General features: G+C 58.2%; 26 protein-coding genes. 1 reads left to right on the top strand and 25 read right to left on the bottom strand.

Going from position 1 to position 20,489, the window contains the following annotated elements:
- Positions 1 to 68: 68 nt before the first annotated feature.
- The 12 genes from AC3WMT_RS24780 to AC3WMT_RS24725 all read right to left on the bottom strand — a co-directional run bounded on the left by AC3WMT_RS24780 (position 69) and on the right by AC3WMT_RS24725 (position 9,927).
- Positions 69 to 356: a hypothetical protein gene (locus tag AC3WMT_RS24780; RefSeq protein ID WP_103305956.1), complete on the bottom strand. Its 288-nt coding sequence runs from the start codon at positions 354 to 356 to the stop codon at positions 69 to 71.
- A 27-nt stretch (positions 357 to 383) separates the two neighbouring features.
- Positions 384 to 788 carry a hypothetical protein gene (locus AC3WMT_RS24775; RefSeq protein ID WP_103305955.1) on the bottom strand — a complete coding sequence of 135 codons (405 nt, stop codon included), beginning with the start codon at positions 786 to 788 and terminating at the stop codon, positions 384 to 386.
- A 3-nt stretch (positions 789 to 791) separates the two neighbouring features.
- Positions 792 to 1,160 carry a stability/partitioning determinant gene (locus tag AC3WMT_RS24770; RefSeq protein WP_103305954.1) on the bottom strand — a complete coding sequence of 123 codons (369 nt, stop codon included), beginning with the start codon at positions 1,158 to 1,160 and terminating at the stop codon, positions 792 to 794.
- Positions 1,157 to 1,852 carry an AAA family ATPase gene (locus AC3WMT_RS24765; protein WP_103305953.1) on the bottom strand — a complete coding sequence of 232 codons (696 nt, stop codon included), beginning with the start codon at positions 1,850 to 1,852 and terminating at the stop codon, positions 1,157 to 1,159. Before AC3WMT_RS24765 ends, AC3WMT_RS24770 begins: the two co-directional genes overlap by 4 nt.
- Before the next feature lie 291 nt (positions 1,853 to 2,143).
- Positions 2,144 to 2,371 carry a helix-turn-helix domain-containing protein gene (locus tag AC3WMT_RS24760; protein ID WP_103305952.1) on the bottom strand — a complete coding sequence of 76 codons (228 nt, stop codon included), beginning with the start codon at positions 2,369 to 2,371 and terminating at the stop codon, positions 2,144 to 2,146.
- Between the two features lie 353 nt (positions 2,372 to 2,724).
- Positions 2,725 to 2,985 carry a hypothetical protein gene (locus tag AC3WMT_RS24755; protein WP_103305950.1) on the bottom strand — a complete coding sequence of 87 codons (261 nt, stop codon included), beginning with the start codon at positions 2,983 to 2,985 and terminating at the stop codon, positions 2,725 to 2,727.
- A gap of 387 nt (positions 2,986 to 3,372) precedes the next feature.
- Entirely contained in the window at positions 3,373 to 4,521 is a 1,149-nt protein-coding gene (locus AC3WMT_RS24750; RefSeq protein WP_103305949.1) for a DNA cytosine methyltransferase, read from the bottom strand.
- Positions 4,522 to 4,610: 89 nt separating this feature from the next.
- Entirely contained in the window at positions 4,611 to 4,778 is a 168-nt protein-coding gene (locus AC3WMT_RS24745) for a hypothetical protein (RefSeq protein WP_158249181.1), read from the bottom strand.
- Positions 4,779 to 4,996: 218 nt separating this feature from the next.
- Positions 4,997 to 5,137, bottom strand: coding sequence for a hypothetical protein (locus tag AC3WMT_RS24740; protein WP_158249180.1), 141 nt, complete (start codon positions 5,135 to 5,137; stop codon positions 4,997 to 4,999).
- Positions 5,138 to 5,139: 2 nt separating this feature from the next.
- Positions 5,140 to 9,000: a defense against restriction DarA-related protein gene (locus AC3WMT_RS24735; protein WP_103305948.1), complete on the bottom strand. Its 3,861-nt coding sequence runs from the start codon at positions 8,998 to 9,000 to the stop codon at positions 5,140 to 5,142.
- A 122-nt stretch (positions 9,001 to 9,122) separates the two neighbouring features.
- Entirely contained in the window at positions 9,123 to 9,500 is a 378-nt protein-coding gene (locus tag AC3WMT_RS24730) for a hypothetical protein (RefSeq protein ID WP_146041264.1), read from the bottom strand.
- Between the two features lie 202 nt (positions 9,501 to 9,702).
- Positions 9,703 to 9,927 carry a hypothetical protein gene (locus AC3WMT_RS24725; protein ID WP_103305946.1) on the bottom strand — a complete coding sequence of 75 codons (225 nt, stop codon included), beginning with the start codon at positions 9,925 to 9,927 and terminating at the stop codon, positions 9,703 to 9,705.
- Between the two features lie 111 nt (positions 9,928 to 10,038).
- On the opposite strand from AC3WMT_RS24725, the gene AC3WMT_RS24720 reads away from it, so the two are divergent.
- Positions 10,039 to 10,482, top strand: coding sequence for a hypothetical protein (locus AC3WMT_RS24720; protein ID WP_103305945.1), 444 nt, complete (start codon positions 10,039 to 10,041; stop codon positions 10,480 to 10,482).
- Here AC3WMT_RS24720 and AC3WMT_RS24715 read toward each other — a convergent pair.
- From AC3WMT_RS24715 to AC3WMT_RS24655, 13 genes are all read right to left on the bottom strand, one after another.
- A complete protein-coding gene (locus AC3WMT_RS24715; protein WP_103305944.1) occupies positions 10,479 to 11,504 on the bottom strand; it encodes a replication initiator protein A in 1,026 nt (341 codons plus the stop codon). The genes AC3WMT_RS24720 and AC3WMT_RS24715 overlap by 4 nt on opposite strands.
- A 509-nt stretch (positions 11,505 to 12,013) precedes the next feature.
- A complete protein-coding gene (locus AC3WMT_RS24710; RefSeq protein ID WP_103305943.1) occupies positions 12,014 to 12,412 on the bottom strand; it encodes an ASCH domain-containing protein in 399 nt (132 codons plus the stop codon).
- Positions 12,409 to 12,681: a hypothetical protein gene (locus tag AC3WMT_RS24705; RefSeq protein ID WP_146041263.1), complete on the bottom strand. Its 273-nt coding sequence runs from the start codon at positions 12,679 to 12,681 to the stop codon at positions 12,409 to 12,411. Before AC3WMT_RS24705 ends, AC3WMT_RS24710 begins: the two co-directional genes overlap by 4 nt.
- On the bottom strand, positions 12,678 to 14,366 hold the full coding sequence (locus tag AC3WMT_RS24700; protein ID WP_256583580.1) for a DEAD/DEAH box helicase: 1,689 nt from the start codon (positions 14,364 to 14,366) through the stop codon (positions 12,678 to 12,680). The genes AC3WMT_RS24705 and AC3WMT_RS24700 overlap by 4 nt, the downstream gene beginning before the upstream one ends.
- A 56-nt stretch (positions 14,367 to 14,422) precedes the next feature.
- Positions 14,423 to 14,800 (bottom strand): hypothetical protein, encoded by a 378-nt coding sequence (locus tag AC3WMT_RS24695; RefSeq protein WP_103305941.1) that lies wholly within the window; start codon positions 14,798 to 14,800, stop codon positions 14,423 to 14,425.
- Complete coding sequence (locus AC3WMT_RS24690; RefSeq protein ID WP_146041262.1) at positions 14,793 to 15,107, bottom strand: hypothetical protein; 315 nt, start codon at positions 15,105 to 15,107, stop codon at positions 14,793 to 14,795. The genes AC3WMT_RS24695 and AC3WMT_RS24690 overlap by 8 nt, the downstream gene beginning before the upstream one ends.
- A gap of 179 nt (positions 15,108 to 15,286) precedes the next feature.
- A complete protein-coding gene (locus AC3WMT_RS24685; RefSeq protein ID WP_103305939.1) occupies positions 15,287 to 15,625 on the bottom strand; it encodes a hypothetical protein in 339 nt (112 codons plus the stop codon).
- Positions 15,622 to 15,816 (bottom strand): hypothetical protein, encoded by a 195-nt coding sequence (locus AC3WMT_RS24680; protein ID WP_103305938.1) that lies wholly within the window; start codon positions 15,814 to 15,816, stop codon positions 15,622 to 15,624. Before AC3WMT_RS24680 ends, AC3WMT_RS24685 begins: the two co-directional genes overlap by 4 nt.
- Positions 15,813 to 16,403, bottom strand: a complete 591-nt coding sequence (locus tag AC3WMT_RS24675; RefSeq protein WP_146041261.1) for a Rieske (2Fe-2S) protein — start codon at positions 16,401 to 16,403, stop codon at positions 15,813 to 15,815. Before AC3WMT_RS24675 ends, AC3WMT_RS24680 begins: the two co-directional genes overlap by 4 nt.
- An 83-nt stretch (positions 16,404 to 16,486) precedes the next feature.
- Positions 16,487 to 18,055, bottom strand: a complete 1,569-nt coding sequence (locus AC3WMT_RS24670; protein ID WP_103305936.1) for a defense against restriction DarA-related protein — start codon at positions 18,053 to 18,055, stop codon at positions 16,487 to 16,489.
- A gap of 845 nt (positions 18,056 to 18,900) precedes the next feature.
- A complete protein-coding gene (locus AC3WMT_RS24665) occupies positions 18,901 to 19,434 on the bottom strand; it encodes a hypothetical protein (protein WP_146041260.1) in 534 nt (177 codons plus the stop codon).
- The gene (locus AC3WMT_RS24660; protein WP_103305934.1) at positions 19,424 to 20,323 is read right to left on the bottom strand and encodes a hypothetical protein; all 900 of its coding nucleotides are present in this window, start codon (positions 20,321 to 20,323) and stop codon (positions 19,424 to 19,426) included. The genes AC3WMT_RS24665 and AC3WMT_RS24660 overlap by 11 nt, the downstream gene beginning before the upstream one ends.
- A partial coding sequence (locus AC3WMT_RS24655) for a hypothetical protein (RefSeq protein WP_256583579.1) occupies positions 20,304 to 20,489 on the bottom strand: 186 nt, incomplete at its 5' end. The genes AC3WMT_RS24655 and AC3WMT_RS24660, both read right to left, overlap by 20 nt.

Below are 20,489 nucleotides of genomic sequence, written 5' to 3'. Positions count from 1 at the left end.
GGCCTGATCATTTGCAGGCCCGTATTTTGGGGCGCCAGCGGTGGGCGCCCCGGAGGGTATTTGCTCGGTTACTCAATGACTTCCGGTCGGCTCAGCCAAGCCACAATAAAGGCTCGATCCTCTATCGTCATTGCTCTCACGACCGGCCCAGGTGCGCCCGGATCATGGATCGTATTTGGTGGCAGCACCCCGTTCGGCGAAACCTCCCAAAGACGCCCGCCAAGCCAGATTTCTGGATAGCCCTCGGCATCCACCTTGAACTCTGTTTGCTCATCTTTGGCCAGAGCCATCAGGTGGGCAGATGGGGTAAGAGTGATGTCACCGACCTGAATAGGCCCAAGCCCTGTAACAGCCATAATCCCGCTCCTATCGTTATGAGGCCGTCACACTTCCCCGGCCATGAAATGCGGCGCGCCGTCGACGTCTTTGACCACGCCAGCGGCATACAGCACCAGCTCAATGCGGCGGGCGGCGGATCCTTGCACGAACGCAGCAATGGCGCTCATGTCGGCCCGGCCACCTTCTGGCAACACGGTTTTGTAGAAAGACTCCCAGGCCTTGGCCAGCGCCCCACGCACGTCTGAGTAGGTCGAAACGGCAAAGCGGCGCTTGAACACGCCCCCGCCGATATCTACCGTGTGCAGGTGCGTGTAGCCCTTCTGGCTTCCATCGTCATCCAGGCAGCGGATGCAGCCGCACGGCCCGGCGACAAAGGCGCCCATCAGGCAGTCAGCGAAGGCCAGCACAGGCTTGAGGAATAGGCGCTTGTCATCTTCGAACAAATCCACGGCTTACTCCTTGTTTTCGGCTGCCTTGGCTTCTTTCTCTTCCAGCGCGTCCAGCGCATCACCCAGCAGCTCGTGCAACACCTTTATGCCACGCTCTTCTGCCATGCGGTAATACCGATCATGCATCGGAACGGGGATCTTGATGTTCAGCTGCTTTTTAGGCTCCGCGGCGTTGAAACGCTTTGTTTTCGCGGCCTGCTCGGGCTTGGCTTCGCGGGAATGGAAGCCGTTATCTTTAGCTACCTGAGAGATATCTTGTTCTATCTCTTTGGTAACTACCGGCGCAGCGGTGGCGGATTTTGGCTTGAAGTCGCCGAGGATCGCGAAGGCGTTCGCAGCCTCAGCTGCCTCTTTTGGTTGATCTCCGCTCACGATGCGGGCTCCTGAATAGGTTTGAGTTTCAACAACAGTTCAGCGGTGACAGCTTCAGCATTGATAATCGCAGTATCAATCCCAGGCACCAGTGCTGGATCCAGAGTTTCCAGCGGGCGCTGGTACTTGAACATCGACTTGAAAGCATCGCGATCTTTCATTTCTGTTTCGAACATCGGTATTTCAAGCTTTTGCAGATCCTCGCGCAAACCTGCGGTGTTGCGAGTCTCGTAGGCAGCGGAGGTGCAGGTGAACAGGATGGAGTAAGGCAGGCTGTAGTTCGGCACGTGACGGCGAACTGCTTTTTCCTGATCCGTAACCAGCTTAATTGCCTTGCCCGCCTCTTTGGCATCCAGATGCGAACCACGCATAGGAATCAACACGTAATCCGCCTGTTGAAGCGCGTTAACCACGATCTTCGCCGCGGTGCCTTCCAGATCCACAAGAACAAACGGCACTTTCTCCGCCGCCTCACGGATCTTGTCACCGATGTTGTCCTCGTTGACGTCCGGGATGATCAGCAGGTTGTCCGGGCAATGGCCACCGGATGCGAAGTCTTTGAGTGGGTTGTTTGGGTCGGCATCCAGCAAAGCCACCTGGGCGCCCTTCTTGGCCAGTTGCAGCGCCAAATTGAGCATGGTCGTTGTTTTCCCTGCGCCGCCCTTGGGGCTCACTGCAACTGTTGTAGGCATATCCGACACCTTAAGTAGAAGAAGATAGAAAGAGTTATCTCTCGATACTGCGAGGTACGACTGTATATCCCTACCAATCTGGTATCAATGGATATCTCTAGATATCCATAAATATTATTGGTTATATGTAGGTATCAATTGATTTCCTTTTGACTTTCTACCTTGTGATATCAGTGGATATCTCTCGCTATCCGCTGTCCTGCAACGGTTGGATATCACTCCGTACTAATTCGTATCTTTTGCTGACCCATGAAAAGGCCCGCACGCGGCGGGCCTTTGAGGGGAGGTCGGTCATTCAGCGTCAGTGAACGCTGCTAGGCACTCAAGCGCGTATTGCGCCGGGTATGACCATTCATGCGTGCCCGCTATCCAGTTCTTGAGCGTGGCGTGCGACACGCCGACACGAGCAGCGCAAGCGCGCTGACTCATGCCGCTACGCTTGATAACCTGGGCGACGTAGGCGGCGTCCGTGTTGTGCTCTGCGGCATCGGGTGCGCTCAGTATTGGTTTATTGGCCATTGGATTCCTGAAGTGGCACGCTGTACACATAGACCCAGCTTGGCATGCCGGTGTAGCGCTCAGTGAGTCCGATCCGGCCACGAGTGAGTTGACCAGACATGTGCATTGCCGACAGGTCACGTCCAAGCTGTCGACACGAGTTCGCCCCAAAAGCTTGTTCGAAGTAGGGCGCCTGTGTTGCGTTGACGTACCCGTTCACAAAGTCAGCATTCAGAACGTCAGTTGCTCCGTGCGTAGCTATCCACTCCCGTATCCATTTAAAGCGAGCTTCAGGCTTTACTGCCATATCGGATACCTCGACTTTCGTTACGAAACAACCCCCCAGTTAAGGAGGTTGTCGACATACTCAACGGTCAGGCGACTACGGCATCCGACTCGACGGCCTTGCAATGCTCTACGGATACATAGCCAGACACGCCGCTGATGAAGATTACCGCCTCGCAGCTTGATACGAACGCTTCGCCCTTTGTTTCAGCGCGGAGGGTCACGCCGCTGCCGCGCGTTGACTCGTAGTCAACGGTAGTGCCCTCTGGGTACTTTTCGTTCCAGTCGAAGCACAAGGCTTTCGCATGGATTTCCATTTGTTTTAACGACATTTGCTTACGTGCTGGCATGGGTGAATCTCCTTGTGTTGGTACTGGCAAAGCCCCAATTAAGGGGCTGGAACTACTCGGCTGACGGGAAGATTTGTTTCAGCGTCCCAAGTCCATGCAAGCCAAGACCCATCAGGCTGACCGGTTCTGACGCGGACACCGCTCGCTAGGCTGCTGCATTCGTCGCAACGCGCACTCATGGTCTTGGGTAATCCCTGCGACAACTTCCGGTACGCCGTATGGCCACACTCGGCGAATGTTATGCAAATGCTCCCGCCCACGGAACGATGCTTGTGTGCTCCTGGGTTCATATGAATGCGGTGCGCCTCGATCCTGCGTTTTACAACCTTGTCCATACGTATGCACTCCAGTGACCGCCCAGCGACCCGGGCGGCTGTTACAAGCGGGTTAAAGCCACATGGCGAGTTGGCCATCGTTTTCGGCGTAGCTGTGCAGTTCGGTACCGCGGGCGGCCAGCTCGTCGCGCAGCAGCTGCTCGGCGGCCTCATCGTCCAAATCCATGTAATAGGCGTCTTCTACGAGGTTATCGACGTCATCCGCGGTCAGGCCGCACTTAACGGCCTCTCCGATCAACCGGCTGCACAACCGGTCATACTTGCCTGAGATCGCCATTTCAGGATGGTCTACAGCGTTGTTCGCCATGAAAAACGCATAGGCAAACCCTTCCGGCGTCACGCTGCGCGCGTTCTTTGTCGCCAAGCTGCTGCCGCCGTACATGCGGTGCATTTTGGAGCCTTCCACCGGATCAACCGGTGCGACCGGCAAGTCTGCATTGAAGCGGCCCCAAATGAGCGTCTTCTTGGTGTATGTGTCACCTACATGGAACGGGTCAAACGACAGGCGCCAGGGTGGCAAGCCGCCCAAACGCTCAATGCGGCCCACCGGGTTCTCAATGGCCCACATCACTGGCCGGAAATACTCAATCACCCGCAGGGTTTGGTGTACCAGCTCCACCGATGCAACGGTGCGCCCGTCGGAGTCCTTTGCCGCGAAGTGCCGGGCACCCGATACGGCGAAGTCCGTGCAGGGGCAGGCGGCCAAAATCGCGTAAATGTCGAGCCCGTCAAAGTCGCCGAACCAATCGCCAAAGAAGTCCACGCTGAACTTGTTCACGTCGCCGGTTTCCGGGTTCTCTTGGATATCGAAACGATAAACCTGATAGCCAGCTTCTTCCCACGGGCGTGACCACGCGCCGGACTTATCGAATAACGACAGCACAACCTTGTCGGCATTGCCGCCATTGATGCCTTGTGCTGCACAGTGCTCGCTCCACGCCTCAATACGTTGGCGGGCATGGTCTGGGGTCATCCAGCCGTGGTTCTTCTGGTACACGCTCGCCTTGTCATTCAAACGAATCACTTCGTCAGCCTGCGGAGCATCGAACAAGTGGTGTACGCGATCTTCCTGTGAGTTCATCTGACGCTGAGCCGCATTGAAGCACGCAACGATTTCCGACAATTCACGGTCATCCACGCCAACTGCCGCGTGTTCTGGCGCGTAGCTCACTACCGGGGGCAAAACTGCTGGCTGGCTCATTTACTGATTCCATCTGTTTCATTGCGCGAGGATCCGCACGCTTCTACTGACGAAGCCCCAATTAAGGGGCTTGAGGTGGGTCGGATTGGTTAAGCGTGTGCGGTTGCGCGACCAGTGCTTACCAGTGCTTCGCAGTCCTTTATGGTCATCAGGGTGCGCACAAGCTTGCCCTCCCAAAGAAGCGCGACAGAGCTGCCAGCAACCACGTAAACCGAACTTTCCTCACCAGCAAAATGCACTTCGTAGAATTTGGCCATCTCGTCTTGCTCCGTTGTTCGTTCCAATGCGCCTACTCTATGGGCTAGTTTCTAGCCCGTCAATTACTTTCTGACATAACATCATAAAAACACCGAAGGCCCGAACTGCCAGCCTGATAGCAGACACAAAAAAGCCCGCTCGCGGGCGGGCTCTACTACTCCCTAGAATGTTCTACCAAAAGATATCTATTGATAGAACATTCTAGATCCTTGTATCTCTACGCTGGAAGACAGCGGTTCTCCGCCGCCTCTCCGGCGTGCGGCGCCATCGGATCACACGCCGCCATTGCCACTTGGCACTGCAGCACCATCGCCAACACCGCCCCCAACATCACGCGCTTCATCAGCTTCTGGTTCATGGTTAGAAGGCCTCCGCCGTGGCTTTCAGTGCGTGCTGGCTGTACGCCTCTGCAGCATCGGCAAACAGACCGCTCAACTCGCCCTCACCGAAGTCTGCGTAGATGCGTTCCAGCTCTTTCATCACGGTGTCCGGGTCGCCCAAGTCGGCGGATCCGTCAATGATGCTGTCAAGGTAGGCTTTGGCTGTCTGCAAGGCGGTTTCCTTCTCGTCGGTGTTGGTCTGCTCAGTCGTCTGTGCAGGTGGCTGACTGAAGAGGTCATTCTGCTCGATGGCGAACACACCTTCACCGAATTCCTTTTCAAGCTCAGCGTTGGCGGCCTTGACGATATCGGCAAAGGTGGCGGGATCATCGCCGAACAGACCGGCAGTCTGCTTGCGGCGTGCTTCCGACTCCACGAACTGCGCCATGGCCTTGAACGCCGCGCCCAGGCGCTTGGCACTGCGGTTGTTCTTGCTGATGAACATCGCCATTGCAGCCACCGACGGATCTACGTCGCCGAACATATCGCCTTGGCGCAGGAACTCGTCCAGCCCCAGGCCACTGTCCTTGGCTTTGCGCAGTACGTTGGTGGCGTTGATGATCGCGTTTACCGCTTCCCGATCCAGCGACAGCTCCAGGGAGTCGGTGACCTTCTCGCCAGCGGTTTCCGCGCCTACCGCGTCCAGTTCCTTGGCGCGCATGAAATCCGGCGCCGCCATGTTCAGCGCGCTGACGATGTTGGCAATCTCGGGCTTGCTGGAATCGGCAGTGAGCTCCAGCAGGCGGTCATCCGAATACGCGCCAGCAAAGAGCGCTGCCTGCACTCGGCTGATGAGGCTGGCGGTCGGGCGCCCGTCGGTGGTGCTGTACTGCGCCGCCTCGGCATCACCCAGGCTCTGCAGGAACGCGCTCACAAAATCGCGGTTCGCCGCACTGGTAAGGTCGCCGTCGGCCAGTTTCGCCATCATGGCCGAGTCCAGGCGCTTGGCATCGCTGCGGGCCTTCTCAGTCGCGGTCATGGCCAGCTTGTCGTCTTGGTTGGCCTCTACAGCGAACTCCGCTCGATCCACGGCACTGACGCGCACACGCACCAGCACAGGGGCTTTCATGCTCTTGATCTTACTGGCGTTCACCTTGAAGTAATCGGCGTGCTCCAGCAGCCACTCACGGTATTCGTCAGCCTTGCCGATGCGGTAGGCCTCGCGGATCGCCATGGCGCGACCGTTGCCGGATTCCACCACACGGTCTTTACCGACGATAGGCGCGCCACTGTCGGCGCGGTTGGTGCGCCCCAGGCTATCCGGATCAAGATTGCGGGCCGTCTTCTGCACCCAGGCCTGCGAGGTAGCCCGTGCTCGATCACGCGGCTGCAGCTCGCTCGGGTAGTCCGGGTTCGCCGTGCCGTCAGATTCGTGGCTGATGATCAGGTTTTTCGCCTCAATCACCTTGAAACCGGTGACAACCTTCGTCCCCTTGGCGGTTTTTACGGTGTTCTCGCGGCCCTCCGGCGCGATCTCCCCGTTATCCTCGTCAATATCAGGGGTAGGTTTCTGCGGCTCACTCGCGGGCACTGGCGGCGCTTCTGTTAGCTGCTTGAGCTCTGCGATGTAATCGGAGGCGTCGGCGCCGCTTTCGTGAAGCTTCGCGATATTTTCGTTCAACTCAGCGATTCGCTGTTCACGCGCGGCGGCGTCAGGCGCTGGTAGGCCGCTGGCGGGCGCCTGAGCGGCTTCGGCGGCTTGCTTGTCCAGATCGCGCAGGCCGAAGCCGTCGACCTTGGCTTTTGCCGCCCGCACCAGATCGCGCCCGACACCGGCCAGGATCTCGTCTTTGGTGCCACTGGCGCCCAGGCTGAAGCCTGCTTTCAGCACCAGCTCACGCAACGCATCTACGTCGTCGATTGCATCCAGCACACCAAGAGCGCCCATCGGGTCGCCAGCGGTGAGTGCGGCGGTCAACTTCTCCAGGCCCGTCCGGTTGTCGCGCAGGGCCGGGTCATCGCCAAGCATGTCCGGCTGGGCGGATCCTGCGGCAGCTTGATGAATGAGTTGTGCGGCCACCTCCGGCGCGGTACCGGCCAGGTACTGGGCATCGGCGAGCGCCTTCTGCGCCTCAACGACACCGGACGCATCACCGTAGTCGACAGCCAGAAGCCCCGCGACGGCTTGAGTGACCGCTTCGTCCCAGGTCGTGCGGTCGATTTGCATCGGTGGCTGGTTGTCCTGATTCTCTTGGCCAGCGGTCTGCTGCGCTTCCAGATTGCGCAGCATTTCGGCGACTTGCCCGAGGTAGTTGCTGGCGTTGATAGTGGCCAGAATGCCGCCGCTGTCGATTGCCGCCTGAGTCTCAGCGATAGCCGTGGTCAGCCACTCAATGGCGTTTTTCTTGGTACCGCCTTTGCCGACGACTGAGCGGCCTGACTTCTTGCCGGACTGCACAGCTTGCAGATCCGCTTTGTGCTCGGCCAGCTTCGCGGTCAGGACGTCCAGGGTGAAGCCTTTCTGCTCGCCGCTCGCCACCTGCGCCATGAACTCATCGCGCGTCAGCGGCGTCCCGCCCAAGGCCTTGATCTTGTCGGCAATGCCGTCAGCCTGCGCCAGATACTGCTCAGCGTATTCAGATGCCTTAGCAGCGATCTCTGCGGTGGTAGTGGCGGCAGCATTGGCGACCGGCGCCGGGAGCTTGTCGACCTTGGCCTGCAGGTCGGCGATTTGCTCATCAAGGCTCTGCAGCTCGGCGGCCTTGCTCTGCACCTGGCCTTTCAGGTCTTCGATCTTCGCCGCGCTCTCGGCGCTGGCTCCACTGGCCTTGATGAACTTCGCGCTGTTCTTCTCCGCCAGCTTCATGATGCGGCGGGCCACCTGGCGCGGGCTGATGTCCTGGCCGCGCTCGGGCGCCACTACCAGTGTGATGTCCTTTTTGTTCAGCACCCACTTCCAGCTGATCAGCTCGTCGGTTGCGGTGAGGCGGTTGGGCGTGCTGTCCGGGTTGTGGAAGAACACCGACACGCTTTGGCCGTCGCTCATCGTGAACAGCATGGCCACCTGCGTGGTGCCACGGTTCTTGAATGGCTTGCTCACCTCTACGGCGTCGACCTTGACCGTCCCGGCAGCGGCTTGCATAACGCGCAACAGCTGGTTGGCCTTGCGCTCAAACTGGGCGTACTCGATCACCATGGCGTCGAGCATGTGCCCATCACTCAACAGCTCAGTGATATCGGCCATGTTCGCGCTGTCGAGCAGCAGTTTCTCGGGGTCACTCCGGCGCAGGCCATACATCACCTCGCCCAAGGTCATGCCCACGGGCAGATTGTCCTCGCCCCAGGCCACAACGGCGCCGGTCATAGGTTTCACCTCATCAGGAATCAAATCGGCGGCCTCAAGGGGCCGGGTTAGATCGCCTGACTTGAGCCAGGCTTTGAACTGTTTCACGGAGCACGCCACGTAGCTGCCCATGCCCTGCCAACCGCGCTCGTAGCTGTTGCGGTAGGCGGTGATAGCACCGTCAACGTCGTGGAAGCCCAGCACGGCCTTGTGCTCATCAAAGGTGCGGTCTTTCTTCACCTGATTCACGACGACCACCAGCGTGCTTTCCGGGATCGGCCCGACGTACACGTCAAAGGCATCACCGTCGGCGCCGGTATAGCCGTTCAGGTAGCCATAGTTCGCCATGCAGACAATCGACCACGGCTCACCATCCGCTTTACCGGTGCGCGGGGTGAACATCGGAGTTTCAATGGTGAAGCTCAGGCCATGCAGACGCATGCTGCCTTTCTGGTAGTTACCCGCCCGGACTTGTGCCGGAGTCGGCGCGCGCTTGGCGCCAAGGCCGAACGCACCGCTATGCGCGGCAGCGTTCAACTTTGCATAGGGATCAGTCATTTACGGGGCTCCGCTGGAAAGCCTCACGATACCCCGGCACAAAACAGCGTCCCGGCGGGGGTTTTCACAAACTGCGGGCACAAAAAAGGCGCCGCGTGGGCGCCTTCGATACTGAGCGGTGATCAGCTGGTGGTCATTTGCGGGGAAGGCGTTGGCGCCTTTTCCAGCAGGTCAGTGGCAATCTTCGAATGCGGCACATGCTGAGCAAACGCCATCGCCCGAACCTTGTATGCCAGGCCCGGCTCCATCCAAAGCGTTACGCGCTCTTTGTCGACGTTGCTTTGATCGGCTCGTGAATACTTGGCTGCGGGTTCCTCGGCGCCACTGCGGGCATTGGGCTCCAGCACAGGAGTAGGCAAAGGCCGCACCAGATCGTTGAACACAGCGGAATGGGGTTTCTTCTGCTCAAACGCCAACGCACGCAGCTTGTACGCCAAATCAGACGCGATATAGAACGTCATGCGCTCTTTAGGCTCGGCATTTGAGACAGGCCTGCCCATTTTCTTACCGCCTTTTGGCGCCTGTTCTTTACCAGCTGCTGCCATGTCGAGCCCTACACTGTGGATATGGTGACATTATGATAAGGCACTTTGGCGCCAAAGCGAAACCACGTCCAAAATCATCGAAAATGGTACGGGGATAGTTTTTTATCGACCAAAAACGCAAAAAACCCCGTTTACGGGGCTTTTTGAGGGTTTTGCTTCACAAGTTCGCGAGGTGCAGCCCTGGCTCAGCTTCAGGTGCCGGACAGTTCAGCTCCGGTCGTGGCGGCCACAACTTCTTAGCCGACATCTCGCAATACCGCTCGGCGCTGGCGATCTGTTCCTGATAATCAGACTCGCCCACCCAGCCATAAGCGCCAATGCCCGCAGCGATCAGCAAACCCACCATGAACGGCTTAGGCACACACTCGATAATCTTGCGCATAACTTCTTCCCTTTCGTTTAGGCCGTAACCTTCGGCAAGAGAAACGTTATAATTTTATTGTTTTATCCGCAAGCAAAACATTAGCGTTTTATTGTTTATTTGAGGTTCGATATGAAAATCATGGCTTCGGTCAGTGGCTACACCGGGGAAAGCGTGACACTCGTAGGCCTGATTGACCCGGCCACGGGTGTCCTGGCCATCGCCAAGAGCGTGAAATTCCGAGACGTCGGCGATGAGGGGTTTGCGTTCGTGACCAACACGCGAACGGAGGCCTATGACAGCTTATTCACCGAGGAACACTGGGCCCAAGCGATCCGTGATTACGTGATTGCCCAAGGCTGCCAGACGCTCGCGATTGCTGACGCCGCGTCTCGTTGGGCGCCGCGACTGGAAACTGATGGGGTAGATGAGAAGGGGCAGAAATACCGCCTTCCTGAAGACTTGCAAAACGGAGAGGTGGCGGTGCTGGCGATGGTTCATTTCCAGCAGCGCCAGCGGGCGCTCAACACTGCGGACGACGCAATGGATGAGTGGTTTGACGTAGTGATGGTTTAAGGCGCTGGCTCTTTCCACTTATCCCCTTGCGACCGATGAACCATGCGCAGCATTGGCCCTTCTTTGCCCGGCTCTTCAGCCAGGGAGTATTCCGGCAGATCGTTGTCGGCGATCAGCTCCCTGAGCAAGCGGTTGAATTCTTTCAGCGTGCCGTTGCTGCCGCTACGCTCATAGATCGTCTTGAAGCCCCACAACGCCGAATCCTTGCCCGCGGCTTTACGTGCCAACCGATAGACGAACCGGCCTATGCCTGATTCACGCAGGAAGTAGTCCGGATGCACGGTCAGCACGTCAGGTTTCGTTCCCTTTGTAATTTCGTCATACATCCAATCGGCCAGCTTGATCTCGATGTATTCGATTTTCTTGGTCTTGGCGTTGCTGATGATCTTGCTCGGGCCAATAAGGTTCTCGCCCTCGGTTACCGTGCGCATCTCACCGCGCAGCATGTTCGTCCGCTCGATCCCCACATACGTCGTCTGAAGCCGTTGGAGCGCCCCAGCCACGGCGTCTTTCTGATTGCCACCGTTATCCTTGCGACAGAACTTGAGCACGTCGCCAATGTGGGGCCGGAATATCTGCGAAGGCTTTTCACCTTTCCCGTCGCGATAACGGTTCATCGCTTCCGTCAGGTGCGATACCGCCATCAGAACTATGTCGTAGTCCCATACCGAAGCCATGCCATACGGGCCGGATGACACCTCTACAAAGCCGTCAGGCAGTTCATAACGAATAACCGAGTTCGCGCGCTTGTCCTTCTTCGACAACCTGAACACAGCCACATCCATGGTGCCGCGGTTGTCACGCGCGCCGACGTCGTACAGGAGCGGTGTGAAGAAGTCCCCCTGAACAGCGGGGATCGCTTTCTTGCGCCGATCTGGTTTCGCGGGTTGCGCGACCGGCTCAGCAACAGTAGCGGGTGGGTTAATTACGGGATTTTGATCATCTGACGAAAGCAAATCAGCCTGGGCCGCTCTCGCTTGCATCTCAGCGATTTTCTGCGCAATTTTGTTTGGCGCGGCCATGAAATCCCCCGTCGTAGTCTATCCGTATGGCGATAATACGGGTTTTGCAGAACGCACGCCCTCCTGCTGTGGGTGGGTAAATTACGGAAACTGTGGCGAACATAACCGCTTTAAGCCCCGTCTACGGGGATGAACGGTCAGGTCGAGACACTTGTTCACAGGCAAAACCGCTAAAACCCGTAATTTACCCACCCAACATGGCTGGGTGCGTAATTCACCCACCCAAAGCCGTAAATCACCCACCGATATCAGTAATTTGCCCACCCTTTTCAGTAATTCACCCACCCACCCACAGGTTTGTACACAGGCGCAAAAGCAAGCCCTGTAAGGGGCAAAGCCCGTTATTAACAATCGGCAAATCTTAGATATAAAACACGTTAAAGCTATTGAATCCCACGGACACGCTCAAGCAGGCTTAACCGGCTTGAGATTCTGCCCCGTAGGACGGCAGCGGTAACAGGTGCAACCGCCAATACGCTGGCCGCTGGTGCGGCAGTAGATGGGCGCTTTCATTGTGTCGGGGTTTCCTTGTTGGGTGTCATTGGGTAAGGGCAGTCGAACAATCCCAACCGCCCGTTGATGCTGAAGAACGGAAGCGGGCGCGGATCTCGGAGCACTATTGCTTTGCAGCCAGCCATGTACCAGGGCGAGCAGTGCTGCTCCACACTGTCGACCACTTCGACTTCCCCGATGACGCCGCCGCGCAGCAGCTCAGCGGCTGGCGGAACGGTGACACCAATGCTCTGAGCGAACTCAGCAGCAAAGGCGTATTCCTGTTTGGTCATGCCTTTCGATGCGTGAACCAACAACCGCCCGCGGAACTTGGTGAGCCAGGTGCGATTCTCGATGTCCTTGCCGCCGTGGATGATCAGCCACGCCCATGGTTGGCGAATGCTCAATGTCTTCATTTTCGGCGCCCTCGATTACGGGCTTTCTCGCCCTTGCTGCGACGTTGTGGGTGATGCGGGTCACTTTGCCCTGCATTCTCGCGGATACGCTCGGCGCGACAGTCAGCCAAGCTTCGCATCCATGGCCCATCTACATGTGTTTCTTCGTAAAGCGGGTCACCCTGAACGATCTCTACCGCCTCGCTGGCTGCGAAGTTTAGCCATTCAATATTCTCCACTCTGCATGGCATTGAATGCCCGCAGATAATCAACACCGCGTTCGGTTTCATACCAGCTCCAATTGCTTGCGAATGGGCGTTGCAGGTTCAGCGCTCGGCAGCACCACGTTGTTGTCTTTCAAATATTTTTCCGCCAGCGATCTCAAGTGGTTCTCGCCAACGTCGAGGCGTTGCAGAAGATCGTCCGTAGGGTTGCGCACACCCTCGATCTGTTCGCGCTTAATGCCAAGCACGTCAGACACAATCGGGTCACTCCCTTCGTTGGAAAGCAGGTAGTACGCCATCACCCGGTCAATCTGGCCATCACGGTGTAGGCGGCCCATGCACTGCTCATGCACACCCGGTGACCAATCCAGCTCACCGAATACTGCTGAACTGCACCCATGCTGCAACCCGTCGACGCCAGCGCCAGCGCGCAGACTGATCAGCATCACCCGGCTATTCCCACTGACAAATGCGTCTTTGGATGCCTGTTTCTGGTTGGGTGACTCGCTACCGGTGTACATAACCGGGTTGTATGCGGCCAGTTTCTCTTTCCAAATTTCGTAAACGTCGCGGTGCCAACCGAAAAGCAGCACGCGCTCTTCCGTCTCCAGTAGCAACTTCACGAACTCGGCAACGTAAGGCGCTTTGGCCACGCCGGTCGCATGACGTACCAGCAAGTCCAGCTCACCCGCCGCTTTCATCTTCTGGCCACGGTGCTGTTCGTTGGCGGCCATGATGGTTTTCGCCAGCGCCACGGCATCCCCGGTGATGCTCTCCATCACCTTGGCGTCAAACTCGATCTCGTGGGCAATCTTCGACAGGGCTGGCAACTCGCGGCCTACCTCGCGACGGGTTCGGCGCAGCATCAGGCCTTCGCGGCGCAGGTACTCACCGAATGCTATGGAATCCTTGAGTCGAGGTTTTCCGTCGTTCCCACGGTCACACCATTCGCGCAGGAACTCGTCCCATCCGCCCAACGCATCAGGGGTCAGCACGTTCACTACAAAGAAGAACTCGCCGCCGTAGTTATAGATCGGCGTGGCCGTGAGCCCCATTCTCAGATCGACCTTTTCAGCCAGGTACTTACACGCCGTATAGATCTCGCTGCCCGGGTTGCGCAGCTGCTGACACTCTTCGAATACGGCGTATTGCGCGATCTCGCCCAGCACTTCCGCCCAGCCGCGCAGCTTGTGGTAACTGACCAGAATCACGTCTGGCAATGTGTCCCACAGGTCTTTTCGGCGTTGGCCAGGCTTCTTGATCAGGTCATACGGCTTGCCGCTGTTGACGTGATGCACGCGCAGGTTTGGCAGGAACTCCGCCAGTTTCTCGGGCCAGTGGTTTGGGAGTGACGCCGGATACACGACAACGGCGGGCAAGTTGCCCTTTGCCGCCATCAGACACATGGCGGTTACGGTCTTGCCCAGTCCGAGGTCATCGGCCACCAGCAGCCCGCCGCGGATGCCTGTTTGAGCCGCTGCGAAGCGTTGGTATTCACGTGCAGGTTTTGCCAGTTCGAAGGGAGGCAGCTCTACGCGCCCAGCCAGCAGCTCGGCCAAGCTCGATTCCATGTGTACGTGCTCGGACGCCAGCCCATCCAACTTGTTGGCAGTCTCCGGCGGCATCGTCATTGGATAGCGCTGAAGAAACCACAGCAGCTCTCGGCTGTTTTCCGCGGTGGCCATCAACTTGATCGTCTCGGCGGCCTCTTGCGGGGCGCGCGGAAATACTCGCTTGAGTCGCGCCCGCACTTGCGGCTCACATTTGACATGCCAATAGCGCCCTTCGAAGGCTACTTGTCCGTAGCTCATAGGGATTGTCTCGCCAGCCTGAGCATCTGAAACGGCTTATCCAGCCATACCGGCGGCGACTGCAATGCTTCGCCAGCCCAGCGCGGCGTCCCGGCAAGGATCACACCTGTCACGTCAGGCAACTTGATGTATCGCCCTACTTGGTGCAGCGCCTCGGACAGCCCACCGCCTACCTTGACCTCGATCACCAGGCCATCCAGCCAGAAGTCGGCACGATTGCGCGCATCCAGCACGCGCTCACGTTCGAACTCAAAACCGTGCAGGGTCAGAACCTGTGCAATGCGCTCATGCAGTTGGATTTCGTCGCCGTAGCGGTAGGCGTAACGGCCTAAGTGGGTGGCCAGCGCGTTCAGGACAATTCGGGGCTCAGACATGGCAGCCCTCAATCGTCAGCGGGGTAGTGTTCCAAAGGGTCACGATGCGGCCGATAGACATGCATTCGTCTCTTTTGATCGGCACGTCTCGCTCGCAAACCTTGCAGATCATTGCCCGCTGGAAAGTCCCTCGGACATGTTTCAGGTCATATTCCGTGCTGCCATAGGACGGGTCTTGGCCGCAGCCACGGCACTCGCGCAGCAGTGAGAACAGCAGCTGCCGTTTACCCTCTGCTCCCAAGACTTTCGCCACTTGGTCGACGTCGCGCTCAAACTCCGAATCACTTTCGTAGTTGGTGCGGCTCAAAACCCGCTTCCGCTGCATAAAACCCCCAAAAAGCCACCAAAAACGCGAAAACCATGGATTAAAAACTATCCCCGGACATCATAGGTCAAGATTACCAGCTATTCGCTATTGTTTTGAATGTTATTTGAGAGCCAGAAAGACAAACGGCGCCGAGGGGCGCCGTGTACTTTGCGTGATGGTCATGCTGCTGCCAGAAGCTCGGGTACCGGCTCGCCGGAGTCGATGAAATACCAGTCGCTGTCTGTCAGGTTGTTGATCAGAAACTGCGCCACCTGTGCCTTGTTCATGCTCCGAAGCAAGCGCTGCATCTTGAGTGAAGGGCCGCGCCATTCAGGCTCTACGCCCGCAAGCTTGGCAGCGGCCAAGTTGTGGTGCCCGTCGAGCATCACCCGATACTTGGCGCCACGCAGTTCAATGGTCAGCGTGCTGACGATGAACGTCTTGAACGTCAAGGCTTTGCGCAGCACCTTCTTCGGGTTCAGGTAGCGCTGCGAGCTGATCAGGGGCGGCAAGCTCACGGCTTCACCTTCTCTTCTGGATCAAGCTGGAACTCCTTGCACATGGCGTATGCCGCCATTGAGCCCAGCCCGAAAGCATCACGTACCAGCGCCCAACGCACGCGCACCGGTTGATCTTTGGCCGGGCGCATGTTGCGCAGCGCTCTTTCCAGCAGTGAGCGCTCGTCGAATTGTTGACCGGCCAGATTCATTGGGCACCCCCTGCGGCGCCGGAGCGCACCAGTACGCCTTTGTGGGAGCTGGTACCGGCCACCACCATGGCGGTGATGAAATACTGGTTACGACGGCGGCGGTAAATAACTTCCTCACGGTCGGTACCAGCGAATAGAACATCCTTCGCCTTCACGCACAGCGGCTTGCCGCCCACGGTGAAGCTGAGAAAGTCGCCGGGCTTAATCTGTCCGGGCGCTGCCAGTACCGACCACTCATTGGCTTTTTCCTGTTGCGCGCCATGCAGTGCCTGCACCAGTCGCGGGTGCAGCTCCAGCACATCGGAGTCCGGCGCCAGCACCCCGCTACGGGGATCGAATAGCTGACGCATACCCAATACGGCGCGGCCAATGCTGCCCTTGCTCACGACGTCCAGCAGATGCCGCACCACACGCTGGCACTGGATAGGGTCTTCGACGTTGAATGCTTCACCCAGCTCCACCAGGCACATTTCGTCTGGCAGATGACCGCGCTCAATCGCTTCCATGGTGTACACGATCTGATCGGCACACTTCAAATCTTCCTCGCTGGCCTTGGCTGCGAGCAACAATCCTATTCTTCCCTGCATAAAATAATCCCCGTACAAGACAATGATTATTAAACAATAATTTTATAATGTTTTGTAGCGTTAAATTGGATCAAATATCACGTTTACTCACTGAACGGCTCACCGTACGCATCCATGCCGTTTTCATTGAGGTACTGGCGGCCCTTCTCGGTCAGGAAGTAGATGCCCTCGGCCACGTCGAGCATCGACTGCGCCAGCAGCGTGCCCAGCGCGTCCTGATCGGCGATTTCATCTTCAGACGCAGCGTCTGCCTTCGCAATGGCCACCAGTTGATCCAGCGCTTTGTCATCCATCTGACGGTCTTTCACGCTGTCGAGCATCGCAATGGCCGTCCGGAACGATTCAGCCATCCGCATTTCATGCAGCGCCTGCTCTACGTTGCCTTCTGCCAGGTTGATTGGGCCGTTGTTCTCAACAACATCAAGCCCCACTTGCAGATGCGCAATAGCCCCGGCGGTAGCGGCATCGTCGAGCATGGTGCCGCTCGCGGCCACGATTTCCCGGGCCGCCACGTAGGCGCTTGCCAGGGTGAGAAACTTCGGGATTTGATCTGGTGCAAGACCCTTGTATGGCTCCAGCGATTCGATAGTTTGCGGCGCCTCGGCGCTGTCCATCATGGCGGCGTTGATCCCCGATACAAATACGGAGTCAAGGTCGTGCAGCACTGCGTAGATGGTCTGGCCGGAGTCAGCATCAGTCTTCACCGGCAGCGCCACCGAGTAGTAAACCTTCGGCGCACTGAACTTGACCGCCACCACGATGCCAACGACGTCCAGCGGCGCACCGTCGGCCAGCGAGATATTCAGGCGCACTTTGCCCGCCAGGCTTTCCGCGGATGGAAGGACTGACGCCGACGTTTTGTCGACAAACACCTGATCAACCAGCTTGAAGCCAAGCCACGAGATCCCATCCGGCAGCGTGACAAGCTCAGGCTCTGCGCTGTCGAGCATAGCCGCGCAAGCCCGGCCTTTGTCGTTGAGCACATTGGCACCCTTGTCGGTGTAACGGTCGATCAAACCGAGATCGATCAGCGTGTCACGCCCGGCCTTGCTCGGCACGTCCCCATCCTCCAGCACCTGGCCTTCAGCCTTGGCCAGTTTGGTCAGCACGTCGCGGGCAGCATCGTCCAAGCTGGCCAGCTCCGTCGGTACCGAATCGGTCATAGCACCGCCCAGCTTGGATACCAGTTCGGCAATGGTCGATTTGCGTTCGGTGATTAGGGTGTCCAGCTCGGCCACCTGTTGCGCCAGCGCGTCGACTTGCTTGGGTTTGGGCGTGGACATCCCGCGAGGCAGCGCTACGGCTTTACGGGCTTGGGCTTTCTGGAACGCGGCCTGATTCTTTTCGGCCATCGTGGCAATCTCGCCCACGGCCTTTTCAACGTCGGAATGTTCCTTGAGCGGCTTCACCGATCCATTGAGCAGCACCTGATAAATATCACCGGTACCGTTCACTCGTAGGGTGATGATCTGGCCACTGGCAAGGGTCAGGTAGGCTTCACGGTAGGTCGTATCAGAACTGCGGCGGGGTTTCTGATTGAATTCAGACGAAACAACGGATTGTCCCGCACGCCCCATCTGCTGGCTGATCTGCTTGATTGCCTTTTCAGCACCAGCGGGCGAAGAGAAGTCCAGGGTATTGGTTTTGGGCATGGGGGCGATACTCGGGAGTGGGGAAATACCCGCCATTTTGAAGCGGAAAAGCGCGGGCGTAATGTGGCGCTTTGCGCCGCAAACCCTCCCGCTTGCCTGTTCTTTCGCTGCGCTTCAGAACAGGCAAGCCCTCCCGGCCCCGTAAAGGTTTCGAGTGGTTCGCCTTGCTACTCACTTTTGGAAGAATCGGCGAGATTCCTGCCCCCATTGCCCGCTGAGTAGACACTTCATAGACCTGCTGCATTACCGGATCTTGTCCTGTGGGACGATCCCCGCGGCGTTTTTTACGTGGTGCCGGTCTATTCCCCTTGCCCACATGGTAATGCCCCCAGGTTGCGAGCCCGGGAAGGCGTGAAGCGCGTCGCACGGTCGGCCCTGTGCAATGAATCCCCATTGGGCCGTACAGTCGCAAAAGTGGGTAACAAACGCTTGATATCCAACCCCACCAATCGCATACGCTTACGTCCATTTCAGGCGCACGAAAACAGCTCGGGCGCGCGAAAAAGCGCGACTGCTCGATGAGTGAGGGGGCGGATCTGTAGACAAGGGCGCGTGTTCGCGCCAGAATTGGGCCTACAGAGTCGAGTTCCCCCGCCTCCACAGCAAAGGATTCCCCTCGACTCAAGGCTAAGGGAGTTTGCACCTCCGCGTAGCCCTTCAAGACCCGCTTATAGCGGGTCTTGTCGTATCTGGCGCGCAGAATAACCGCGAGAATCATCAATGCGCCATAGTGGCTGTTTGTACAGCCTGTATAAAAACACAATCCTATCCGTGTTTATCCCCGGACAATCGGGGGCCGCGAAGCCCCCTATCTACGTCGCTTCCCGACGAACGGTAGTCCTCTCCTAGCTTGGCTGCGGAACGCTGGTTTTGGAGCCAGGTGCGGCGCTGATGTGCGGATGCTTCTGCACGCTGATGCCGTCGCTGGTGATGTCTCCACCGGTCTGCGTCACCGGCCCTTTGATGCTCAGCGCCGAGGCAATGGCCGCTATTGACTCAGGTGTCAGCACCAGACTGGTACCGCCGACGATGAGCGCGATTTTCTCGCCCGCGTTGATGGTAAACACCTTGTCGGCGTTGAATTCGAAGTTATCGTGGTTCCAGCGCCGGGTTGATTGCTCGTTGCCAGTGTTCACCGGGCGGTGCCCCACGATGATCGGGTAACGCTCATCACCGTTGCGGAACGCCACCCACACCGGCATGCCGACGACTATACGGATTTCCGTGTTGGTCGAATCACACCCCATCGGGTAGCACATTTCCGCAACGGGCAGCTCTTGGGCGCCGTCCGTGTAGGGCGGGATCTCGACGCGGATCTCTCGCCGTTCACGGTTGGCGTCTACCGCCCGCACAAAGGCCGGGCAAAAGTTAGGAAGCATTGACCAGTTTCCCCATCCACAGGCGGCTGGTGCTCTCCATCGCGCCGGTTTTCTGCATGGCCGCGTGTGCGGCAGTAATGACCACGAGATTTTCCCCGCCGACCGTCACCACATTACCGGCCTGTATCTGCTGGCACTGCTGAGAATCGACAGTTTTGGTACGCACCAGCACGCACGAGGCGTTACGCAGCTGGCGCTGATCGCCGCGCGGCATGAAATTGATTACCCGCGATTCGCCCATCTGGCCGGTGACAATGGCCCCGCTGTCATCAACGCTGTAAAAGCTCGGGACTTGCTGAAGCTCAAGAAACTCGCTGTCGACCTTCGCACTTGAGTCGACCTGGCCAATGTCATCAACCGGCGCCTGTTTGGCGAGGTCAGTCAACCGCATCACCTGCAACTTGCCACCGGCCAGCACCAGCGCGGCACCTTCTTCCTGTAGCACCCTGGCCACGCCGTAGCTTGGCTGAGTGCCACGAAAGCAGCTGAATCGCGGTACCGCAAAGTCGCTGCCGATTCGCATGTAAGCGCCGCAGCTTCGCAATACGGCGGAGAACGGTGCGTTCTGCATCACCACGGCCTGCGCCATCGGTTCGGCCAAGGGCGCGCAGCTGTCCAGCAATGCGATCACGCTCATTGCCTGCTGCTGCTCTTTGCCCTGTACTTCACCCAACGGCGGCGCCTTTTGCGTTTTGACGATCTTGTAAGCGAGGTTCTCCCGGCCAGACCAGACGGTGACGCCTCGCTTCAGCTTGGCCTCCAAACCGTCGACCAGCTTCACCGTGAACTCCAGGCTGCGCGGGATCGGCGTAAGGTCTGACCGGCTCACCCACCGGATCACGACGTCGGTGGGCAGTTGGTCGCCGTTCTCACTCAGATAGACGTTCATCGCCTTCCACCATCTTCGTGCTGTCGTGCCCCATCCGCTGCTTGGAATGCACATGCTGCACAACCGGAAAGCCTGGCGGTACGTTGGTGCTTCCGTCGTTCGGTTCGCCCTCAGCTGGCGCCCGGAAAATCGGCACAACGCACTTGAGCGCCACGTCGGCGGCCAG

This window comes from Pseudomonas sp. FW305-7, from assembly GCF_058786735.1.
Note: the sequence above shows the minus strand (reverse complement) of the source record. Positions and strands in the feature narration are given on the sequence as shown.

What these genes read in the sequence shown, in the direction of transcription:
- AC3WMT_RS24780 (WP_103305956.1), bottom strand. Translation starts at nt 356, where the DNA reads ATGGCTGTTACAGGGCTTGGGCCTATTCAGGTCGGTGACATCACTCTT.
- AC3WMT_RS24765 (WP_103305953.1), bottom strand. Translation starts at nt 1,852, where the DNA reads ATGCCTACAACAGTTGCAGTGAGCCCCAAGGGCGGCGCAGGGAAAACA.
- AC3WMT_RS24760 (WP_103305952.1), bottom strand. Translation starts at nt 2,371, where the DNA reads ATGGCCAATAAACCAATACTGAGCGCACCCGATGCCGCAGAGCACAAC.
- AC3WMT_RS24755 (WP_103305950.1), bottom strand. Translation starts at nt 2,985, where the DNA reads ATGCCAGCACGTAAGCAAATGTCGTTAAAACAAATGGAAATCCATGCG.
- AC3WMT_RS24750 (WP_103305949.1), bottom strand. Translation starts at nt 4,521, where the DNA reads ATGAGCCAGCCAGCAGTTTTGCCCCCGGTAGTGAGCTACGCGCCAGAA.
- AC3WMT_RS24745 (WP_158249181.1), bottom strand. Translation starts at nt 4,778, where the DNA reads ATGGCCAAATTCTACGAAGTGCATTTTGCTGGTGAGGAAAGTTCGGTT.
- AC3WMT_RS24740 (WP_158249180.1), bottom strand. Translation starts at nt 5,137, where the DNA reads ATGAACCAGAAGCTGATGAAGCGCGTGATGTTGGGGGCGGTGTTGGCG.
- AC3WMT_RS24735 (WP_103305948.1), bottom strand. Translation starts at nt 9,000, where the DNA reads ATGACTGATCCCTATGCAAAGTTGAACGCTGCCGCGCATAGCGGTGCG.
- AC3WMT_RS24730 (WP_146041264.1), bottom strand. Translation starts at nt 9,500, where the DNA reads ATGGGCAGGCCTGTCTCAAATGCCGAGCCTAAAGAGCGCATGACGTTC.
- AC3WMT_RS24725 (WP_103305946.1), bottom strand. Translation starts at nt 9,927, where the DNA reads ATGCGCAAGATTATCGAGTGTGTGCCTAAGCCGTTCATGGTGGGTTTG.
- AC3WMT_RS24720 (WP_103305945.1), top strand. Translation starts at nt 10,039, where the DNA reads ATGAAAATCATGGCTTCGGTCAGTGGCTACACCGGGGAAAGCGTGACA.
- AC3WMT_RS24715 (WP_103305944.1), bottom strand. Translation starts at nt 11,504, where the DNA reads ATGGCCGCGCCAAACAAAATTGCGCAGAAAATCGCTGAGATGCAAGCG.
- AC3WMT_RS24710 (WP_103305943.1), bottom strand. Translation starts at nt 12,412, where the DNA reads ATGAAGACATTGAGCATTCGCCAACCATGGGCGTGGCTGATCATCCAC.
- AC3WMT_RS24705 (WP_146041263.1), bottom strand. Translation starts at nt 12,681, where the DNA reads ATGAAACCGAACGCGGTGTTGATTATCTGCGGGCATTCAATGCCATGC.
- AC3WMT_RS24695 (WP_103305941.1), bottom strand. Translation starts at nt 14,800, where the DNA reads ATGTCTGAGCCCCGAATTGTCCTGAACGCGCTGGCCACCCACTTAGGC.
- AC3WMT_RS24680 (WP_103305938.1), bottom strand. Translation starts at nt 15,816, where the DNA reads ATGAATCTGGCCGGTCAACAATTCGACGAGCGCTCACTGCTGGAAAGA.
- AC3WMT_RS24675 (WP_146041261.1), bottom strand. Translation starts at nt 16,403, where the DNA reads ATGCAGGGAAGAATAGGATTGTTGCTCGCAGCCAAGGCCAGCGAGGAA.
- AC3WMT_RS24670 (WP_103305936.1), bottom strand. Translation starts at nt 18,055, where the DNA reads ATGCCCAAAACCAATACCCTGGACTTCTCTTCGCCCGCTGGTGCTGAA.
- AC3WMT_RS24665 (WP_146041260.1), bottom strand. Translation starts at nt 19,434, where the DNA reads ATGCTTCCTAACTTTTGCCCGGCCTTTGTGCGGGCGGTAGACGCCAAC.
- AC3WMT_RS24660 (WP_103305934.1), bottom strand. Translation starts at nt 20,323, where the DNA reads ATGAACGTCTATCTGAGTGAGAACGGCGACCAACTGCCCACCGACGTC.